The 17,889-nt window shown below is 70.3% G+C and carries 15 protein-coding genes; 3 read left to right on the top strand and 12 right to left on the bottom strand.

Annotation, left to right across the window (positions count from 1 at the left end):
* Positions 1-47 precede the first annotated feature (47 nt).
* The 5 genes from prcA to arc form a co-directional block, all read right to left on the bottom strand.
* Positions 48-785 (bottom strand): proteasome subunit alpha, encoded by a 738-nt coding sequence (gene prcA / locus AB0J12_RS16005; RefSeq protein WP_363264898.1) that lies wholly within the window; start codon positions 783-785, stop codon positions 48-50.
* A gap of 64 nt (positions 786-849) precedes the next feature.
* A complete protein-coding gene (prcB, locus tag AB0J12_RS16000) occupies positions 850-1,695 on the bottom strand; it encodes a proteasome subunit beta (RefSeq protein ID WP_363264897.1) in 846 nt (281 codons plus the stop codon).
* 220 nt (positions 1,696-1,915) lie between these two features.
* Positions 1,916-2,134, bottom strand: coding sequence for a ubiquitin-like protein Pup (locus tag AB0J12_RS15995; RefSeq protein ID WP_181794039.1), 219 nt, complete (start codon positions 2,132-2,134; stop codon positions 1,916-1,918).
* 190 nt (positions 2,135-2,324) lie between these two features.
* Positions 2,325-3,836, bottom strand: coding sequence for a depupylase/deamidase Dop (gene dop, locus AB0J12_RS15990; RefSeq protein WP_363264896.1), 1,512 nt, complete (start codon positions 3,834-3,836; stop codon positions 2,325-2,327).
* 243 nt (positions 3,837-4,079) lie between these two features.
* A complete protein-coding gene (arc, locus tag AB0J12_RS15985; protein WP_363264895.1) occupies positions 4,080-5,846 on the bottom strand; it encodes a proteasome ATPase in 1,767 nt (588 codons plus the stop codon).
* Between the two features lie 250 nt (positions 5,847-6,096).
* On the opposite strand from arc, the gene AB0J12_RS15980 reads away from it, so the two are divergent.
* On the top strand, positions 6,097-6,396 hold the full coding sequence (locus AB0J12_RS15980) for a ferredoxin (protein WP_363264894.1): 300 nt from the start codon (positions 6,097-6,099) through the stop codon (positions 6,394-6,396).
* Positions 6,397-6,507: 111 nt separating this feature from the next.
* Here AB0J12_RS15980 and AB0J12_RS15975 read toward each other — a convergent pair whose 3' ends face one another.
* From AB0J12_RS15975 to AB0J12_RS15965, 3 genes are all read right to left on the bottom strand, one after another.
* The gene (locus tag AB0J12_RS15975) at positions 6,508-7,074 is read right to left on the bottom strand and encodes a hypothetical protein (RefSeq protein WP_363264893.1); all 567 of its coding nucleotides are present in this window, start codon (positions 7,072-7,074) and stop codon (positions 6,508-6,510) included.
* Positions 7,075-7,315: 241 nt separating this feature from the next.
* Positions 7,316-8,218 carry a tRNA (adenine-N1)-methyltransferase gene (locus tag AB0J12_RS15970; protein ID WP_363264892.1) on the bottom strand — a complete coding sequence of 301 codons (903 nt, stop codon included), beginning with the start codon at positions 8,216-8,218 and terminating at the stop codon, positions 7,316-7,318.
* A 62-nt stretch (positions 8,219-8,280) separates the two neighbouring features.
* Positions 8,281-10,041, bottom strand: a complete 1,761-nt coding sequence (locus AB0J12_RS15965; RefSeq protein ID WP_363264891.1) for a site-2 protease family protein — start codon at positions 10,039-10,041, stop codon at positions 8,281-8,283.
* Between the two features lie 179 nt (positions 10,042-10,220).
* Here AB0J12_RS15965 and AB0J12_RS15960 point away from each other — a divergent pair, with 179 nt between their 5' ends.
* The gene (locus AB0J12_RS15960; protein ID WP_363264890.1) at positions 10,221-11,366 is read left to right on the top strand and encodes a RecB family exonuclease; all 1,146 of its coding nucleotides are present in this window, start codon (positions 10,221-10,223) and stop codon (positions 11,364-11,366) included.
* A 120-nt stretch (positions 11,367-11,486) separates the two neighbouring features.
* Positions 11,487-12,158 carry a response regulator transcription factor gene (locus AB0J12_RS15955; RefSeq protein WP_361625498.1) on the top strand — a complete coding sequence of 224 codons (672 nt, stop codon included), beginning with the start codon at positions 11,487-11,489 and terminating at the stop codon, positions 12,156-12,158.
* Positions 12,159-12,264: 106 nt separating this feature from the next.
* Here AB0J12_RS15955 and AB0J12_RS15950 read toward each other — a convergent pair whose 3' ends face one another.
* From AB0J12_RS15950 to AB0J12_RS15935, 4 genes are all read right to left on the bottom strand, one after another.
* The gene (locus AB0J12_RS15950) at positions 12,265-13,845 is read right to left on the bottom strand and encodes an ABC transporter substrate-binding protein (RefSeq protein ID WP_363264889.1); all 1,581 of its coding nucleotides are present in this window, start codon (positions 13,843-13,845) and stop codon (positions 12,265-12,267) included.
* A 69-nt stretch (positions 13,846-13,914) separates the two neighbouring features.
* A complete protein-coding gene (locus tag AB0J12_RS15945) occupies positions 13,915-15,519 on the bottom strand; it encodes an ABC transporter substrate-binding protein (protein WP_363264888.1) in 1,605 nt (534 codons plus the stop codon).
* A 433-nt stretch (positions 15,520-15,952) separates the two neighbouring features.
* A complete protein-coding gene (locus AB0J12_RS15940; protein ID WP_363264887.1) occupies positions 15,953-16,651 on the bottom strand; it encodes an HAD family phosphatase in 699 nt (232 codons plus the stop codon).
* Positions 16,652-16,776: 125 nt separating this feature from the next.
* The coding region (locus AB0J12_RS15935) for a vitamin B12 dependent-methionine synthase activation domain-containing protein (protein ID WP_363264886.1) at positions 16,777-17,889 on the bottom strand (1,113 nt) is incomplete at its 5' end.

Below are 17,889 nucleotides of genomic sequence, written 5' to 3'. Positions count from 1 at the left end.
ACTGCGCCCCGGCCGTCACCGACCGGGGCGCAGAAAACGCGCATGGACTACTCCTCGTCGCTGCTCTCGGCCTCGGTGGCCGTGCTGCCCGCCTGCAGCAGCCGGCCGAGCTGCGGGCCGACGATCCGCTTGAACTTGCGCTGCTGCGGCCGCGTGCGGTCCAGCACCGCCACCTCGAGACGCTCGGCGGGGATCTCCCGCTCCGTGCCGTTGGTGTCCCGGGACAGCGCCCGCACGGCCAGCTGGAGCGCCTCGGCGAGGCTCATGCCGTCGCGATGGTGCTGGTCCAGGAAGCCACTGATCTGCTCGGCGCTGCCGCCGACCGCCACCGAGCCGTGCTCGTCCACGATCGAGCCGTCGTGCGGCAGCCGGTAGATCTGGTCGCCCTCCGGCGTCTCCCCCACCTCGGCCACGACCAGCTCCACCTCGTACGGCTTCTCCGCCGCCGACGAGAAGATCGTGCCCAGCGTCTGGGCGTAGACGTTGGCCAGACCCCGGGCGGTGACGTCGTCCCGGTCGTAGGTGTAACCGCGCAGGTCGGCGTAGCGGACACCACCGATGCGGAGGTTCTCGTACTCGTTGTACTTGCCGGCCGCGGCGAAGCCGATCCGGTCGTAGATCTCGCTGAACTTGTGCAGCGCGCGGGACGGGTTCTCGCCGGCGAACACGATGCCGTCGGCGTACTGCATGACGACCAGGCTGCGGCCACGCGCGATGCCCTTGCGGGCGTACTCGGCGCGGTCGGCCATCGCCTGCTGGGGTGAGACATAGAACGGCGTCGACACCGGTTATCCGTCCCTTTCTGTGGAAGTCACTGGATCACCTTGACAACAAATCCGGGCCCGGCCCTCAGAGGAGGGCGGCGCGCGGGCCGTCCGGCTGCTCCAGACGCCGCTGCAGCACCGAGCGGGCGATCTCGGAGGACTCGTCGTCGGTGAGCCGGCGGAAACCGTCCTCGGTGATCACGGTGACGATGGGGTAGATCCGGCGGGCGACATCGGGACCACCGGTCGCCGAGTCGTCGTCTGCCGCGTCGTACAGGGCCTGCACCACCAGGGTCGTGGCGTCGGCCTCGGTGAGATCCTCGCGGTACAGCTTCTTCATCGCGCCCCGGGCGAAGACCGAACCCGAGCCGGTTGCGGCGAAGCCGCGCTCCTCGGTACGGCCGCCGGTGACGTCGTAGGAGAAGATGCGGCCCTTGGCGCGGTCCACGTCGTACCCCGCGAACAGGGGTACCACGGCCAGGCCCTGCATGGCCATGCCGAGGTTGGAACGGATCATCGTCGACAGGCGGTTGGCCTTGCCCTCCAGCGACAGCTGGGCGCCCTCGACCTTCTCGAAGTGCTCCAGCTCGAGCTGGAAGAGCTTGACCATCTCGACGGCGAGACCGGCGGTGCCGGCGATGCCGACGGCCGAGTACTCGTCGGCCGGGAACACCTTCTCGATGTCGCGCTGCGCGATGACGTTGCCCATGGTGGCCCGGCGGTCGCCGGCCAGCACCACGCCGCCCGGGAACGTCACGGACACGATGGTCGTCCCGTGCGGCGCCTCGATCACACCCTGGACCGGAGGCAGCCGGCGCTTGCCCGGCAGCAGCTCCGGCTGGTGCTCGGCGAGGAAGTCCATGAAGGAGGAGGATCCTGGCGTCAGGAAGGCAGCAGGTAGACGCCCGGTGCCACGAGAGTTGGCTTCCACGAGGTTCCTTCCGGATAGGCCGAAATAACGGTTGAAGCTTGGTGTGCCACGGACCTTACCCGGCTCGCGGCGGTGATCCACATCCCCGGCGGAAGCCTTCGGGCGGGGAGCACCCGGCACGTCCTGCGGAGTGCGAAGACCGGTGGTCCACGACAGGGTCGCGGGCCCACCGGTCGCTCACACCCCGCTCCCCCGCCTTCGAAGTGAAGGCAGTTCCGGCCTACTGCCCGCCCTTTTGCACGAATGACCTCACGAAATCCTCGGCGTTCTCTTCGAGGACGTCGTCGATCTCGTCCAGGACGGAGTCCACGTCGTCGCTCAGCTTCTCGTGGCGCTCCTTGAGGTCGTCCGAGGCCTGTGCGTCCTGCGCCTGCTCCTCGACCTCCTCCGTGGAGCGCGTGGCCTTCTGCTGGCCGCCACCGGTGTCCTTGGTTGCCATAACCCTCACCCCGCTCTTTCGCCCGACATGGGTCGACAGGTCGGCATTCCTGCCGATCGGTGATGATCAGACCCTACAAGCCGGGTCCGACATCGGCCCCGCAGTTTCCACAACGTGCGGGGACCACCTCGATGATTCCCGGCCGGGGGCATTTCCACCCTGTTCCGGCCGGGGAGGCCGACGAGTACCCTCAGCTGCCCGAGAGCACCCTGACCAGGTCTTCCGCCGTGCGGCAGCGGTCCAGCAGCTCCTTGACGTGATTTCGCGTTCCGCGAAGCGGTTCCAGGGTTGGGACCCGCTGGAGGGAGTCCCGGCCCGGCAGGTCGAAGATGACCGAGTCCCAGGAGGCGGCGGCCACGTCGTCGGCGTACTGCTCCAGGCAGCGGCCGCGGAAGTACGCACGCGTGTCCTCCGGCGGCTTCTGGATGGCTCGCTCGACCTCCGCATCGTCCAGCAGCCGCTTCATGCGGCCGCGGGCCACCAGGCGGTTGTACAGGCCCTTCTCGGGCCGTACGTCGGCGTACTGGAGGTCCACCAGGTGCAGGCGCGCCGCGTCCCAGTCGAGGCTGTCACGGCGCCGGTAGCCCTCCATCACCTCGCGCTTGGCGACCCAGTCCAGCTCGCCGGCCAGACTCATCGGGTCGTTCTCCAGGCGCGTGAGGGTGTCCTCCCAGCGTGAGAGCACGTCCTTGGTCTGTTCGTCGGCGTCCGCCCCGAAGCGCTCCTCGACGTACTTGCGGGACAGCTCGAAGTACTCCATCTGCAGCTGCACCGCGGTGAGTGTGCGGCCGCTGCGCAGGGTGACCAGGCGCTTGAGGGAGGGATCGTGCGAGACCTGGTGCAGCGTGCGGACCGGCTGGTCGACGGCGAGATCGACCGCGATGAAGCCGTCCTCGATCATGGACAGCACGAGCGCCGTCGTGCCGAGCTTGAGGTAGGTGGAGATCTCCGACAGGTTCGCGTCGCCGATGATCACGTGCAGGCGGCGGTACTTCTCGGCGTCCGCGTGCGGCTCGTCACGGGTGTTGATGATGGGGCGCTTGAGAGTGGTCTCCAGGCCGACCTCGACCTCGAAGTAGTCCGCGCGCTGGCTGAGCTGGAAGCCGTGCTCGTGGCCGTCCTGGCCGATGCCGACGCGACCGGCGCCGGCGAAGACCTGTCGGGAGATGAAGAAGGGCGTCAGGTGGCGCACGATGTCCGAGAAGGGGGTCTCCCGCTTCATCAGGTAGTTCTCGTGCGTGCCGTAGGACGCGCCCTTGTTGTCGGTGTTGTTCTTGTAGAGGTGGATCGGCTGGGCACCGGGGAGCTGGGCGGCCCGCTCCGCGGCTTCCGCCATGATCCGCTCGCCGGCCTTGTCCCACAGGACGGCGTCGCGCGGGTTGGTGACCTCGGGGGCGCTGTACTCGGGGTGCGCGTGGTCGACGTAGAGGCGGGCGCCGTTGGTGAGGATGACGTTGGCCAGGCCGATGTCCTCGTCGGTGAGCTGGCTGGAGTCGGCGGCCTCACGGGCGAGGTCGAAGCCCCGCGCGTCCCGCAGCGGATTCTCCTCCTCGAAGTCCCAGCGGGCACGGCGGGCCCGGTGCATCGCCGCCGCGTAGGCGTTGACGATCTGGGACGAGGTGAGCATGGCATTGGCATTGGGGTGGCCGGGGACGGAGATGCCGTACTCCGTCTCGATGCCCATTACTCGCCGTACGGTCATGCGGCCCTCCTTGCCCGGCGGCACCCTCGGTCGTAGGCGCCGCTCAAGTACCGCGATTGCTCCGGTGCGTGTGCGGTGCCCCTCCCCGCACTGCGCGATCGGGCGGTACGGAAGAGCCTAGAACGCCTTTGCGCTGGTGGGGAGATCATTTGCGTCATTGCCATGTGTGCTGTGCCCCGGATCCGGCCGGAAAAAACAGCGGGCTGCGGGTACCCGGCGAGGGCACCCGCAGCCACCCTGTTTTTACAGGTACTGACCGGTGTTCGCCACCGTGTCGATGGAGCGTCCGGTGTCCGCGCCCTGCTTTCCGGTGATGAGGGTGCGGATGTAGACGATCCGCTCGCCCTTCTTTCCGGAGATACGGGCCCAGTCGTCCGGGTTGGTGGTGTTCGGGAGGTCCTCGTTCTCCTTGAACTCGTCCACGCACGCCTGGAGGAGGTGGGAGACGCGAAGGCCCTTCTGGGTCTTCTCCAGGAAATCCTTGATCGCCATCTTCTTGGCCCGGCCCACGATGTTCTCGATCATGGCGCCGGAGTTGAAGTCCTTGAAGTAGAGGACTTCCTTGTCACCGTTGGCGTAGGTGACCTCCAGGAAGCGGTTCTCCTCGGATTCCGCGTACATGTGCTCGACCGCGGTCTGGATCATGGCCTGAACGGTGGCCGACTTGTCGCCGCCGTGCTCGGCGAGGTCGTCGCCGTGCAGCGGGAGGCGCTCGGTGAGGTACTTGCCGAAGATGTCCTTGGCGGCCTCGGCGTCCGGGCGCTCGATCTTGATCTTCACGTCGAGCCGGCCGGGGCGCAGGATGGCGGGGTCGATCATGTCCTCGCGGTTGGAGGCGCCGATCACGACCACGTTCTGCAGGCCTTCCACGCCGTCGATCTCGGCGAGCAGCTGCGGGACGATGGTGTTCTCCACGTCCGAGCTGACACCGGAGCCACGGGTGCGGAAGAGGGACTCCATCTCGTCGAAGAAGACGATCACGGGGGTGCCCTCGGACGCCTTCTCCCGGGCCCGCTGGAAGACCAGGCGGATCTGCCGCTCGGTCTCACCGACGTACTTGTTCAGCAGCTCGGGGCCCTTGATGTTGAGGAAGAAGCTCTTGCCGGCGGCCTGGCCGGTGACCTCGGCGACCTTCTTGGCCAGCGAGTTCGCGACGGCCTTGGCGATCAGCGTCTTACCACATCCAGGGGGACCGTAGAGCAGCACGCCCTTGGGCGGCCGCAGTTCGTGCTCCTTGAACAGGTCGGGGTACAGGTACGGAAGCTCCACCGCGTCACGGATGGCTTCGATCTGGCCGCCGAGGCCGCCGATGGCCTCGTAGCCGATGTCGGGGACCTCTTCGAGGACGAGTTCCTCGACCTCGCTCTTGGGCACGACCTCGTAGACGTAGCCGGAGCGGGGTTCGAGCAGGAGCGCATCGCCGGGGCGGATGGTCACGTCCAGCAGCGGCTCGGCGAGCCGCACCACCCGTTCCTCGTCGGTGTGGCCGAGCACCAGGGCGCGCTCGCCGTCCTCGAGGATCTCCTTGAGGGTGACGATGTCTCCGACGCTCTCGTACTCCATGGCCTCGACCACGTTGAGCGCCTCGTTGAGCATGACCTCCTGGCCACGCCTGAGGTCGTCGAGCTCGACGTTGGGGCTGACGTTCACGCGGAGCTTGCGGCCGCCGGTGAAGATGTCGGCGGTGCCGTCCTCGTTGGCCTGCAGGAAGACGCCGAAGCCGGCCGGCGGCTGCGCGAGCCGGTCGACCTCTTCCTTGAGGGCCACGATCTGGTCGCGGGCCTCGCGCAGGGTGTTGGCGAGCCGCTCGTTCTGTGCGGACACGCCGGCCAGGTTGGTCTGCAGCTCGACGATCCGCTCTTCGAGAATCCTCGTGTGTCGCGGAGAGTCGGCGAGCTTGCGCCGCAGGACGGCGATCTCCTGCTCAAGGTAGGCAATCTGCCCGGACGGGTCGTCGGACCCGCGTCCCGGGCGGATGCCGCGGTCAATGTCGTCGTCGTGGGCTGCCACGGTCCTCACCTCCTCCAAGGGGAGCTGGACGCTTCCAGACCCTACCTGGGCGGGTGTCGATTGAAACCCCTAGATCACAAAGACGGTCGGGGTGTGTCCGATCTTCACCCTTGCGCTCTCCCTCACGCCAGGGGAATACCCACTGAACATGGTGGGGAAGCGGGCCCAGGTAGGGTCGAAGTGTTCAACACCCGTCAGAGCCTGCATCGTTCCCGTGCGGCTCGACCGTAAACGGCAGGAGAGGTGAGTCGTGCAGCAGGAGGCCGCGTCCGCGGGCGAGGCGCTGGAGGTCTGGATCGATCAAGACCTGTGTACCGGCGACGGCATCTGCGCCCAGTACGCGCCGGAGGTGTTCGAGCTGGACATCGACGGCCTGGCCTACGTCAAGGGCGCCGGCGAGGAGCTGCTGCAGGCGCCGGGCGCGACGGTGCCGGTGCCGCTGCCGCTGCTGACGGACGTGGTGGACTCGGTCCGCGAGTGTCCGGGCGAGTGCATCCACGTACGCCGGGTCGCGGACCGGGTCGAGGTGTACGGCCCGGACGCCGAGTGACCGTCCGGGCGCCGGGCGTTAAGTCGTCTTCAAGACGCTTCCGAGGGCGGTCACGCGCCACATGCGCGTGACCGCCCTGCGGTATGTCTGATCACACCGGCACGGCGCGGGTCACACGCTGTGCGCCGCTGCGGGCGTCGAGCGGACGAACGCGCCGTCCCTCCAGCGCCACTTCACGCTCTTCCGTACGTCGGGGCAGCAGGCGGGCACGTCGTCGGAGGAGTAACCGAGCAGGGTGGCGTGCACGGCTTCGTCGCGTACGGCGATGTCGCTGACGTTGGTGCGGTCCTTGGGGTCGGCCAGGGTCGCCACGAGGCGCGGCCGGCCGGTGCCGGACGCGCGCGTGAGGACGTAGACGCCGTCGGGCGGGGTGCCCATGGGGGCGTCGCAGTGCACGACCGCGACGGTCTCGGGCCGGTGGTCGCCGTCGAGGTCGCCGGTGGCCTGCTTCACGACCACGGCCTTGACGGGGCCGCACTCCAGGGGGAAGTCCACGCCGGTGGTGACGGGGGCGGCGAGGGTGGTGGTTTCCGCGCCCGGTGTCGGGGCAGCCGTGGCCGTGCGGGGTTGCAGCAGGGAGGAGAGCGCGACGACACCGGCCAGGGCGGTGGCGGTCGCGAGCCAGTGGATGGGGCGGGTGTGCGTGTGAGCCAGTTCCGGGACGGCGGATTGCTGCACTAGGAGTGTCTCCCGTGAGGGCTGTGCCGGTGGGGGTGGCCAGCATGGTGCCACACGTCACAGTACGGCGGAACGGCGGGGTACGCCTTGCCTTCCTGCCCGTGCGACGGGTTCCAGGACGGCGGGGCCTCGGCTCCGGGACGACGGCACGCGGCTTCAAGACGACGGCGCCGTGGCCGAGTTCCGCGCGGGGTGCGGGAACTCGGCCACGGCGCCGGTGCGTTGCCGGGGTGAGGCTGCCTCAGCGGCCGAGGCCGCCGTCGGCGTTGGGGCCGCTGTAGTCCTCGCCGTAGGCACCCTTGGCGGGGCGGCGGCGGCGCATGGGCGGCTCGACGCCGTCGGCGAGGCGACGGGCGGTGAGGAGGAAGCCGGTGTGGCCGATCATCCGGTGGTCGGGGCGTACGGCCAGGCCCTCGATGTGCCAGTTGCGGATCATGGTCTCCCAGGCGGTCGGCTCGTTGAAGCCGCCGATCTCCCGGATGGACTCCACGGTCCGGGCGAGCTGGGTGGTGGTGGCGACGTAGCAGCAGACGATGCCGCCGGGCACCAGCGCCTTGGAGACGGCCTCCAGGCACTCCCAGGGGGCGAGCATGTCGAGGATGACGCGGTCGACCTCGGTGTCGGACAGGTTGTCCTGGAGGTCGCCGACGGTGAGCTGCCAGGCGGGGTGCGGGCCGCCGAAGTAGCGCTCCACGTTCTGCTTGGCGATCTCGGCGAAGTCCTCGCGCCGCTCGTAGCTGTGCAGCATGCCCTGGTCGCCGATGGCCCGCAGCAGGAAGCTGCTCAGCGAGCCGGAGCCGACGCCGGCCTCCACGACGCGGGCGCCGGGGAAGATGTCGGCGAAGGCGAGGATCTGCCCCGCGTCCTTCGGGTAGACGACGGCTGCCCCACGGGGCATGGACAGGACGTAGTCGGGGAGCAGGGGGCGCAGCGCGAGGTAGGCGACGTTGCCGGTGGTGCGGACAACGCTGCCCTCGGGAGCGCCGATCAGTTCGTCGTGCGGGAAGCTCCCCTTGTGGGTGTGGAAGTTCTTCCCGGCCTCGAGCGTGAACGTGTAGTGGCGGCCCTTGGGGTCGGTCAGCTGTACCTGGTCCCCGACCTTGAAGGGCCCGCGGCGGCGGGCGGCACCGGTCGGTTCGGACATGTGACCAGCCTACCGGGGTTTGCGGGGGCCGCGGACCACACCCCGCGCGGGGAGAGCGGGGTTCACCTGGGCCGGGCCATGGCCTTGACGAAGGCGCGCTCGACGTCGGCGGCGGACAGGACGCCGTAGATCTCACCGGTGTCCTCGACCACGAGGTATTCGGTGGCGGGGGTGGCGCGCAGGACTTCCAGGAGGTCCTCGCCGGCGAGTTCGGCGGAGACCCGCATGCCCTCGGTGAGGTCCTGGGCGAGGTTGCTGACGGCGACCCAGGGGCGGCGGTGCTCGGGGACGCCGACGATGGCGGCCTCGCGCACCAGGGAGAGGGGTTCGCCGTCGGTGTCGACGACGACGAGGGCGCGGGCGCCTGCGTCGTTGGCGCGGCGCAGGGCCTCGGAGAGCGGCGTGTCGGTGTGGACGGGGACCGCGCGCCGGGTGAGGTTGCGGGCGCGCAGTTCGGGCAGGTGCTCGCGCAGGCGGGCGACGCGCAGGCTGTTGCCGGCGCCGGTCCAGATGATCGCGGCGAGGATGGCGGCGAGCAGGGCGTCGGTGACGGTGTCCATGCCGACGCTGTCCTCGGCGCTGGAGCCGAGGGCGCCGGACTGGGTGAGCAGCGGCAGGCCGATCAGGACGGAGACGGCGAGGGCGCGGCCGACCCAGGCGGCGGCGATGGTGCCGCTCATGGGCTTGCCGGTGATCTTCCAGACGACGGCGCGGAGCATGCGGCCGCCGTCGAGGGGCAGGCCGGGCAGGAAGTTGAAGATCGCCACGATGAGGTTGGAGATCATCAGGCCGGCCAGCAGGACGCCGGGGACGGTGCCGGGCTCGACGGGCTGCATGGCGAGATAGAAGACGCCGGCCAGGACGAGGGAGAGCAGCGGGCCGACGAAGGCCAGCACGAACTCCCGTCCGGGGGTCTCGGCCTCCTTCTCGATCTCGCTGACCCCGCCGAAGAACTGCAGCCGGATGCGGCGCACCGGCAGCTTGAAGCGCAGGGCGGCGACGGTGTGGGCCAGCTCGTGCACGAGCACGGAGGCGTAGAAGGCGACGGCGAAGAAGAGGGAGACGAGGTAGCGGGCGGCGCCGAGTTCGGGCAGCACGCGGTCGAGCTGCCCGCCGAACACCCAGGTGATCAGCGCGGCAACGAGGAACCAGCTGGGCGCGACGTACACGGGCACGCCGAAGGGGCGGCCCATGAGCAGCCCGCTGCGCGGCTCCGGCGGCCGCGGGGGGCGTCCGCCGGGTCCTCCGCGGGCTCCCCCGTGGGCGTGGCTGCGGTCGGGGTGCTGATCGCGCGGATCGGCAGCGGGCGGGTGGTGCGGGTGCGGGGGGTTGTGGGGGGCAGGGGCGTGGTGGGGGTGCGGGGGGTCGTGGGGGGCGGCGGGGGTGGGGCGTTCGCCCGCGGGGCCCTGGCCGGGGGCCGGCGTGGTGGGCCCGGTCCCCGGAGCCTCGGGCTCGGTCCCGGGGGTCTCGGCGGGCTCCGGCCGTCCGCCGGGGCGGGAGGCGGGGTTCTCTGCTGCCGGGGTACGGGGGGCTGGCGCGTCGCCGGGGGCTGGCGCGTCGCCGGGGGCGGCCGGCTCACTGCCGGGGCGGGCGGCGGGGGCGTCCGGGCCGGCGGGCGGGGCGTCGGTGGGGGCGGGCTCGGGGGGCTCGGCGCCGGAGGCGGGCGCGGGGGTGGCCTTCTGCTCGCCCTGGTCGGACGGCCCGTGGGAGCCGGTGGGGTCGGGGTGTGCGGGGGCGGCGGGTGGGGTGGGCGGGCCGGCGTGGTGCTCGGCCGCCTCGTCGTCGCCCGACCGCGGCTGCGCGCTCCGGCCGCTCTCGTCCACGGTGTCCCCTCGTTCGAAGCGTCTTCCGAACCGGCCGGCCGGAAGCGGTCTCGGGTCGATGGTATGCGTCCGTCGCGGCGTGTTCCGCCCCGGCACCCCTCGTGTTCGCCGTGCCGTACCCCGCCCGCCGGGGTCGCGGGTTGGGTCACTGTCAGTGGCGGGCCGTAAGGTCTTGGGGCATGGAGACGAGCAGCGAGGGAACGGCCGGGCCGGGCGGCGGCGACACCGAGACGGTGCCGCCGCCGTCCGGGGCGCCAGGCGTGGCGAGGGCGCACGGTCCGCTCGCCGCGACGGTGCCGGGCCAGGAGGCGGGGCACGGGGTCGCGGCGGCGGACACGCCGTCGATACGGCCCGCAGCCGACGCGTCCCCCGACGCCGCTGTCCCCGCCGGCACCACGGTGTCCCCGGCCGGTGGCGAGGCGCTGCCCGAGGCGTCCCTCCCCTCCTCCGAGGACGGGCACCCGGAGGCCGCCGCCCCCGCCGCACCGCGGCCGGAGCGTGCCGCGCCCGTCAGCCTGTCGCCCTCCCGCGCCGGCGACTTCATGCAGTGCCCGTTGCTGTACCGCTTCCGGGTGATCGACCGGCTGCCGGAGAAGCCGAGCGCGGCGGCCACGCGGGGCACGCTGGTGCACGCGGTGCTGGAGCGGCTCTTCGACGCCCCGGCGGCCGAGCGGACCGCGCCGCGCGCCAAGTCGCTCATCCCGGGTCAGTGGGAGCGGCTGCGGGAGAGCCGTCCGGAGGTCACCGAGCTGTTCGCCGACGATCCGGAGGGCGAGCGGCTGGCGCAGTGGCTGGCGGAGGCCGAGCAGCTCGTGGAGCGCTGGTTCACGCTGGAGGACCCGACGCGTCTGGAGCCCGCGGAGCGCGAGCTGTTCGTCGAGGCCGAGCTGGAGTCCGGGCTGACCCTGCGCGGGATCATCGACCGGGTGGACGTCGCGCCCACCGGGGAGGTGCGGATCGTCGACTACAAGACCGGCAAGGCGCCCCGGCCCGAGTACGCCGAGGGCGCGCTGTTCCAGATGAAGTTCTACGCCCTCGTCGTGTGGCGTCTGAAGAACGTCGTTCCGCGGCGGTTGCAGCTGGTCTACCTCGGCAGCGGGGACGTCCTGACCTACGACCCGGTCCTCGCCGACCTGGAGCGGGCGGAGCGCAAGCTGCTGGCCCTGTGGGAGGCGATCCGGCAGGCCACCGAGACCGGTGAGTGGCGGCCGCGGCCGACCAAGCTGTGCGGCTGGTGCGACCACCAGGCGCACTGCCCGGAGTTCGGGGGCACTCCCCCGCCGTATCCGCTCCCGGTGCGCACGCCCGGTTCCGGCGGCGTCTGAGCCACCGGTCCTCCCCAGAGGGCGAAGCCCGACCAGGCATGATCGGCGCGGGCCCGCCCCTGGGGAAGACGGGTGGCGGGCGCAGGGCAGAATGGGCCCGGACGAGCGAAGGAGACTTACGTGGCCATCCGTGTCCTACTGGTCGACGACCAGCCGCTGCTGCGTACGGGCTTCCGGATGATCCTGGAGGCCGAGCAGGACATCGCGGTCGTCGGCGAGGCCGGGGACGGCCTCCAGGCGCTCGACCAGGTGCGCGCCCTGCAGCCCGACGTCGTACTGATGGACATCCGCATGCCCCGGATGGACGGGGTGGAGGCGACCCGGCAGATCACCGGGCCGGAGCGCAACGGCCCGGCCAAGGTGCTGGTGCTGACCACCTTCGACCTCGACGAGTACGTGGTGGAGGCGCTGCGGGCGGGGGCGAGCGGCTTCCTGCTCAAGGACGCGCCCGCGAACGAGCTGGTGCAGGCGATCCGGGTGGTGGCCGGCGGCGAGGCGATGCTCGCGCCGAGCATCACCCGGCGGCTGCTGGACAAGTACGCCACCCATCTGCCCTCCGGCGAGGAGCCGGTCCCGGACACGCTGCACACGCTGACCGACCGTGAGGTCGAGGTGCTGAAGCTGGTGGCGCGCGGCCTGTCGAACGCGGAGATCGCCGCCGATCTGTTCGTCAGCGAGACCACCGTCAAGACGCATGTGGGCCATGTCCTGACGAAGCTGGGCCTGCGCGACCGCGTACAGGCCGCGGTGTACGCCTACGAGAGCGGCCTGGTGCGCCCCGGCGCGCAGTAGAACATCCCGCACGCGACACAAGGGCGCCCCTGCCCCCGGTCATCCGGGGGCAGGGGCGCCCTTGTTGCGTCAGCTGCCGCTCAGGCCATGGCCAGAAGGGAGGCGTTCAGCTCTTGTGCAGCTGCCAGAAGCGGAACACCGTCGAGGCGTCGAGGCAGGACTCGAGGCCGTAGACGCCGTCGCGCACCACCGCGTACTGCTTGCCCTGCCACACGGGCAGGATCGGCACGTCGTCGGCGACGATGTCCTGCAGCTCGCCGTATTCCTTGTCGGTGGAGGCGCGGTCGCTCTGTGCCGCGGTGCGCGGGATGAGCGTGCCGGTGATGGTCTTGTTGCCGTAGTTGTTGCCCAGCACGTTGCCCTGGCCGAAGAAGGGGGCCGTGAAGTTGTCGGCGTCGGGGTAGTCGGGCACCCAGCCCTTGACGTAGACGCCGTACTTGCCGGCCGCGATGTCCTTCTCGTACTGGTCGAAGGCCACCGACTTCACGTCGGCCTCGAACAGCCCGCTGGCGTTGAGCTGGCCGGCTATCGCCTTCAGCTCGGCGTCGGTGGCGGGGCCGTAGCGGGACGGCGTGGACCACAGGGTGAGCTTGACCTTGCCCGTGATGCCGGCGGCGCGCAGGGCCTCCTTGGCCTTGGCCTTGGAGGGGCGGGCGCCGTAGGTGTTGAAGAAGGACGTGGTGTGGCCCGCGATACCGGCCGGGATGATCGAGTACAGCGGCGTCGCGGTGCCCTGGTAGACGTCCCGGATGAGGGCGTCGCGGTCGAGAAGGTGGGCGATGGCCTTGCGCACCCCGGCCTTTCCGGCGACCGGGTCGTTCATGTTGAAGACCAGGTGCTGGACCTCGGCGCTGCTGCCCTCGACCACCTCGACGCCCGAACTGCCGCCGCTCTTTTGGATGTCGGCGACGTCGGCCGCGCTCAGGCCTCGGTAGGCGGCGTCGACCTTGCCCTCGAGGAGGGCCTGTTTCAGGGCGCTCTGGTCGCCGTGGAAGAACTTCAGCGTGACGCCGGAGTTCTTCACCTTGGCGGTGCCCTGGTAGTTGCCGTTGACCGAGAAGACGGCCTCCTCGTCGTTGAAGGAGTCCAGCTTGTAGGGGCCGGAGCCGACGGCCTTGCCGTCCTTGCGCAGGCCGTTCGCGTCGTACTGACCGTGGTCGACGATGGATCCGGCGCCCGAGGCGATCTTGCTGGGGAAGGTCGCGTCGGAGGTCTTGAGCTGGAAGACGACCGTCTTGTCGTCCGGTGTCTCCACCGAGGCGAGCGACGGGAACATGATCGCCGGGCCCGCGGGGTCGTTGATCTTCAGCATGCGGTCGAAGGAGAACTTCACGTCCTTCGAGGTGAGCGGGTCACCGTTGCTGAACTTCAGGTCGTCCTTGAGGGTGCACCGGTAGACCTGGGCCTGGGTGTCGGTGAAGCCGCACTGCTTCGCCGCCTCCGGCTGCGGCTCGGTGGCTCCTTCCGGGAAGCTCAGCAGCGACTGGAAGACGTTGTTGAACAACAGCCAGGAACCCGGGTCGTAGCCCGAGGCGGGGTCCGTGGCCAGGACGTCGTCGGACATCCCCATCACCACGGCGGAGCCGGTTCCCCCGGAATCGCCGTTCTCCGTTCCACATCCGGTCAACAGGCCGGAGGCCAGCCCGGCCACGAGGGGCAGGACCGGCCACTGGTTGCGCATGTTCACGTACGTGTGCCTTGTCTTCGGTTCTCCGACAACCCGGGGCCCGTCGACGGGCCCCGGGCACAGGGTGCGTCAGCCGCTCACACCGCGGCCGAGCTCCCACAGCTGCAGGGTCGAGGTGTTGTTCAACGCGTATGCGGTGCCCGTGATGTCGTCGCGGGCGGCGACGTACTGCTTACCCTGCCACAGCGGCAGGACGGGCACATCGTCGGCCACGATGTCCTGGATGTCCGTCAGGCTCTTCGCGGCGGCGAGCCGGTCGGCCTCACGCCGGGACTGCGGGATCAGCTGGTTGATGATCTCACTGTTCCGGTAAGGCGACTTGAGGAAGTTGTCCGTGTCGAGGAACGGCGCGAGGTAGTTGTCGGCGTCCGGGAAGTCCGGGAACCAGCCCATGCCCCACACGTCGTAGGCGCCCTTGCGCTCGGCGGGGACGAAGGCGTCCCAGGGCGTGCCCTGAATCTGGACGTCGAACAGGCCGCTGGAGTTGAGCTGCTGCTGGAGCACCTCGAACTCCCGCTTGGTGACCGCGCCGTAGTGGTCGGTGGTGTAGTGCAGGGTCAGCTTGACCGGGGTGGAGATGCCGGCCTTCTCCAGCAGCGACTTGGCCTTGGCGGCGCTGGGGTCGCCGTACTTGTTGAAGAACGAGTTGGAGTGGCCGGTGACGGTCGCCGGGACCAGCGAGTACAGCGGCTCGGCCTGGGTGCCGTACACCTGCGAGACCAGGGCGCCGCGGTCGACGACCTGGGCGACGGCCCTGCGCACGGCCTTGTCCTTGACGGACTGCGCGTTGGTGTTGAAGGCGAGGTAGCGGATCTCCAGGCCGGGCATGCTCAGCAGGTCGATGTTCTTGCCGGAGCCGCCGGAGAGCTTGCGCACCTGGTCGGGGGACATGGTGCGGCTCATGAGGTCGATGTCGCCCTTCTCCAGCGCCGCGCCCATGGCGTCGGCGGTGTCGAAGGAGACCAGCTCGACCTTGCTGTTGTTCACGGTCAAGGAACCCTTGTAGTCGGGGTTCTTGGTGAACACGGCCTTGGTCATGGAGTCGCCGTCGGTCTCGGCCTTGAGGGTGTACGGCCCGGAGCCGTCCACCGAGAACCCTTCGCGCAGCTTGTCCTTGGGGTAGTCGGCGGGGTCGATGATGCCCGCGACGGGGGTGGACAGCTTGTACGGGAAGGTCGCGTCGGCCGTCTTCAGGTGGAAGACGACCTCCTTGTCGCCCTGCGTCTCGACGGTGTCGACGGTGGACAGCAGGGCGGCCACGCCGGAGTCGGCCTGGATGGCGCGGGCCCGGTCGATGGAGTACTTCACGGCGTTGGCGGTGACGGCGTCCCCGTTGGAGAACGTCAGTCCGTCGCGCAGCTTGCAGGCGTAGCGCTCGTTGCCGCTGTCGGTGAAGCCACAGCTCTGGGCCGCCTCGGGCACCGGCTGGCCCCCGCCCTTGGGCAGGGTCATCAGGGTCTGCACGGTCTGGCGCAGGATGTTCCAGCTGCCGACGTCGTAGGCGTAGGCCGGGTCGAGCGGAGCCGGGGCGTCCTCGGTGGCGGTGAACCGGTCGGTGGTGCCGACGGCGATGGCGTCTCCGCCGCCGCTGCCCGCGTGGGTCCCGCCGCAGGCGGCGAGTACGGGGGCGAGCAGGCCGGCCATGGCCGGCAGCACCAGAGTCTTGCGGTTCATGCTCGAGTTTCTCCAGAGCGTCTGACTCCGTGTATCCGGCATGCAGGGGTGTCGCAGCGGAGCACGGGGGTAAGGGGCGATGTTCTCGCGATGAGATTAGTCCGCGCCCGAGGGGCGGTTCGCGGGCCGTGTAGTTCAGGCCCCATCACGCTGCGAAACCGGGCGGGGACACAACGAAAACCCGACAGGGGAAGGATTCGTGCAGGGTTTCATCAATCGGGACACAAGGGTCCGCGCCGCAGCCGCCGTTGGGGGTGGACAGCCGGGGGCCCATCCCTTCCCGAACCCTTCTGGCGTGGGGAACGTCACACGCGTGCGGGGTGCACGGGGGGCGCAATTCCGCCCCCGCCGCACGCCGGGAATTCACCGGTGGACGCCCCGGTGCCCGTGAGCGGAATTCCCCGCCGATGGCCGGGACACGCTGGGTGAACGGTTACCGCATATGCGTCACAAGACCGCGCAGAAAAGCGAGATCGACTTCTTCCAGGGAGGTCACGACGGTGCGCCGGGCGGCCGGGCCGATGGGTGCCACGGAGGGCACCGCGACGACGTGGCAGCCCGCGGCCTCGGCCGCCGCGACTCCGGTCGCGGTGTCCTCGACGACGGCGCAGCGCGCCGGATCGACGCCCAGCCCTGCCGCCGCGAGGAGATAGGGGTCGGGGTGCGGCTTGGTGCGGGAGACCTCGTCGCCGGCGATGCTCAGCGAGAAGTGGTGGGAGCCGAGCGTGGTCAGCACGCGGTCGATGATGCGGCGGTGGGAGGCGGAGACCAGGGCCGTGGGCACGGCCTGCTCGTGCAGCTCTGCCAGCAGCCGGGCCGCGCCGGGCATCAGCGGCAGGGCGTCGCCGATACGGTCCTCGAAGCCCTGGTTGAGCAGGACGGTCAGCTCGGCGAGGGGGATGTCGGCGCCCGTCGCCTCGATCAGGAACCCCGCGCTGCGGGTCATGGGCCCGCCGACCACGACATGACGCCATGAGTCGTCGAGGGCATGCCCGAGGGAGGCGAACACCTCCACCTCGACGTCCCACCAGAAGCCCTCGGTGTCCACCAGGGTGCCGTCCATGTCCAGGAGCACGGCCTGCAGTGCGGAGCCTTCGGCCGTCTTGGTACCGAGCGCGACCGTCGTCGTCATCCGGCGTACCTCCTTGGGGACGATCAGGCCGGTTCCCGACGGGAACCGGCCTGCGCTGGACCGACCAGTGTACGACGTTTTCGATCGACGTGCCCGAGATGCCGGTCGCGGCCCGTCGAACGGGGTCACCGTGCGTTGAAGTACTTCGCCTCCGGGTGGTGGATCACGATGGCGTCCGTGGACTGTTCGGGGTGGAGCTGGAACTCCTCCGACAGGTGCACGCCGATGCGCTCCGGCTGGAGCAGGTCCGCGATCTTGGCGCGGTCCTCCAGGTCGGGGCAGGCGCCGTAGCCGAGCGAGAAGCGAGCGCCACGGTACTTCAGCTCGAACATGCCCTCGATCTCGTCCGGGTCCTCCCCGGCGTAACCGAGCTCGGAACGCACGCGCGCGTGCCAGTACTCGGCGAGGGCCTCGGCCAGCTGGACGGACAGGCCGTGCAGTTCCAGGTAGTCGCGGTAGGCGTTGGCCTCGAAGAGACGGGCGGTCTCCTCACCGATGCGCGAGCCAACGGTGACGACCTGGAAGCCGACCACGTCGGTCTCCCCCGACTCCTCCGGGCGGAAGAAGTCGGCCAGGCAGAGCCGGCGGCCGCGGCGCTGGCGCGGGAAGGTGAAGCGGGTGCGCTCGTTCCCGGCCTCGTCGAGGACGATCAGGTCGTCGTCCTTCGACACGCACGGGAAGTAGCCGTAGACGACGGCCGCCTCCAGCAGGTTCTCCGTCTGGAGCCGCTCCAGCAGGCCGCGCAGCCGGGGCCGGCCCTCGGTCTCGACCAGCTCCTCGTACGTGGGGCCCTCGCCGGTGCGGGCCTGCTTCAGCCCCCATTGGCCCTTGAACAGGGCGCCCTCGTCGAGCCAGGAGGCGTACTCCTTGAGCTGGATGCCCTTGATCACGCGGGTGCCCCAGAACGGCGGGGCGGGCACCGCGTTGTCGACGGCGACGTCGGAGCGCACGTGCCCCTCCTCCGCTCGCTCCTCGACCTCGACCGTCGCCGCCTTGACCCGGCGCTGCTTCAGCTCGGGCAGCCTGACGCCGGGAACGCCGCGCTTGATGCCGATCAGGGCGTCCATCAGGCGCAGCCCCTCGAAGGCGTCCCGGGCGTAGCGGACCTCGCCCTGGTAGATCTCGTGCAGGTCCTGCTCGACGTAGGCCCGGGTCAGCGCGGCGCCGCCGAGGATGACCGGGTACTTCCCGGCCAGCTCACGCTGGTTGAGCTCCTCCAGGTTCTCCTTCATGATCAC

It is taken from the genome of Streptomyces sp. NPDC049915 (genome assembly GCF_040656475.1).
Classification (GTDB): domain Bacteria; phylum Actinomycetota; class Actinomycetes; order Streptomycetales; family Streptomycetaceae; genus Streptomyces.
The sequence above is the reverse complement of the archived record's forward strand: the minus strand, read 5'-3'. Positions and strand labels throughout refer to the sequence as shown.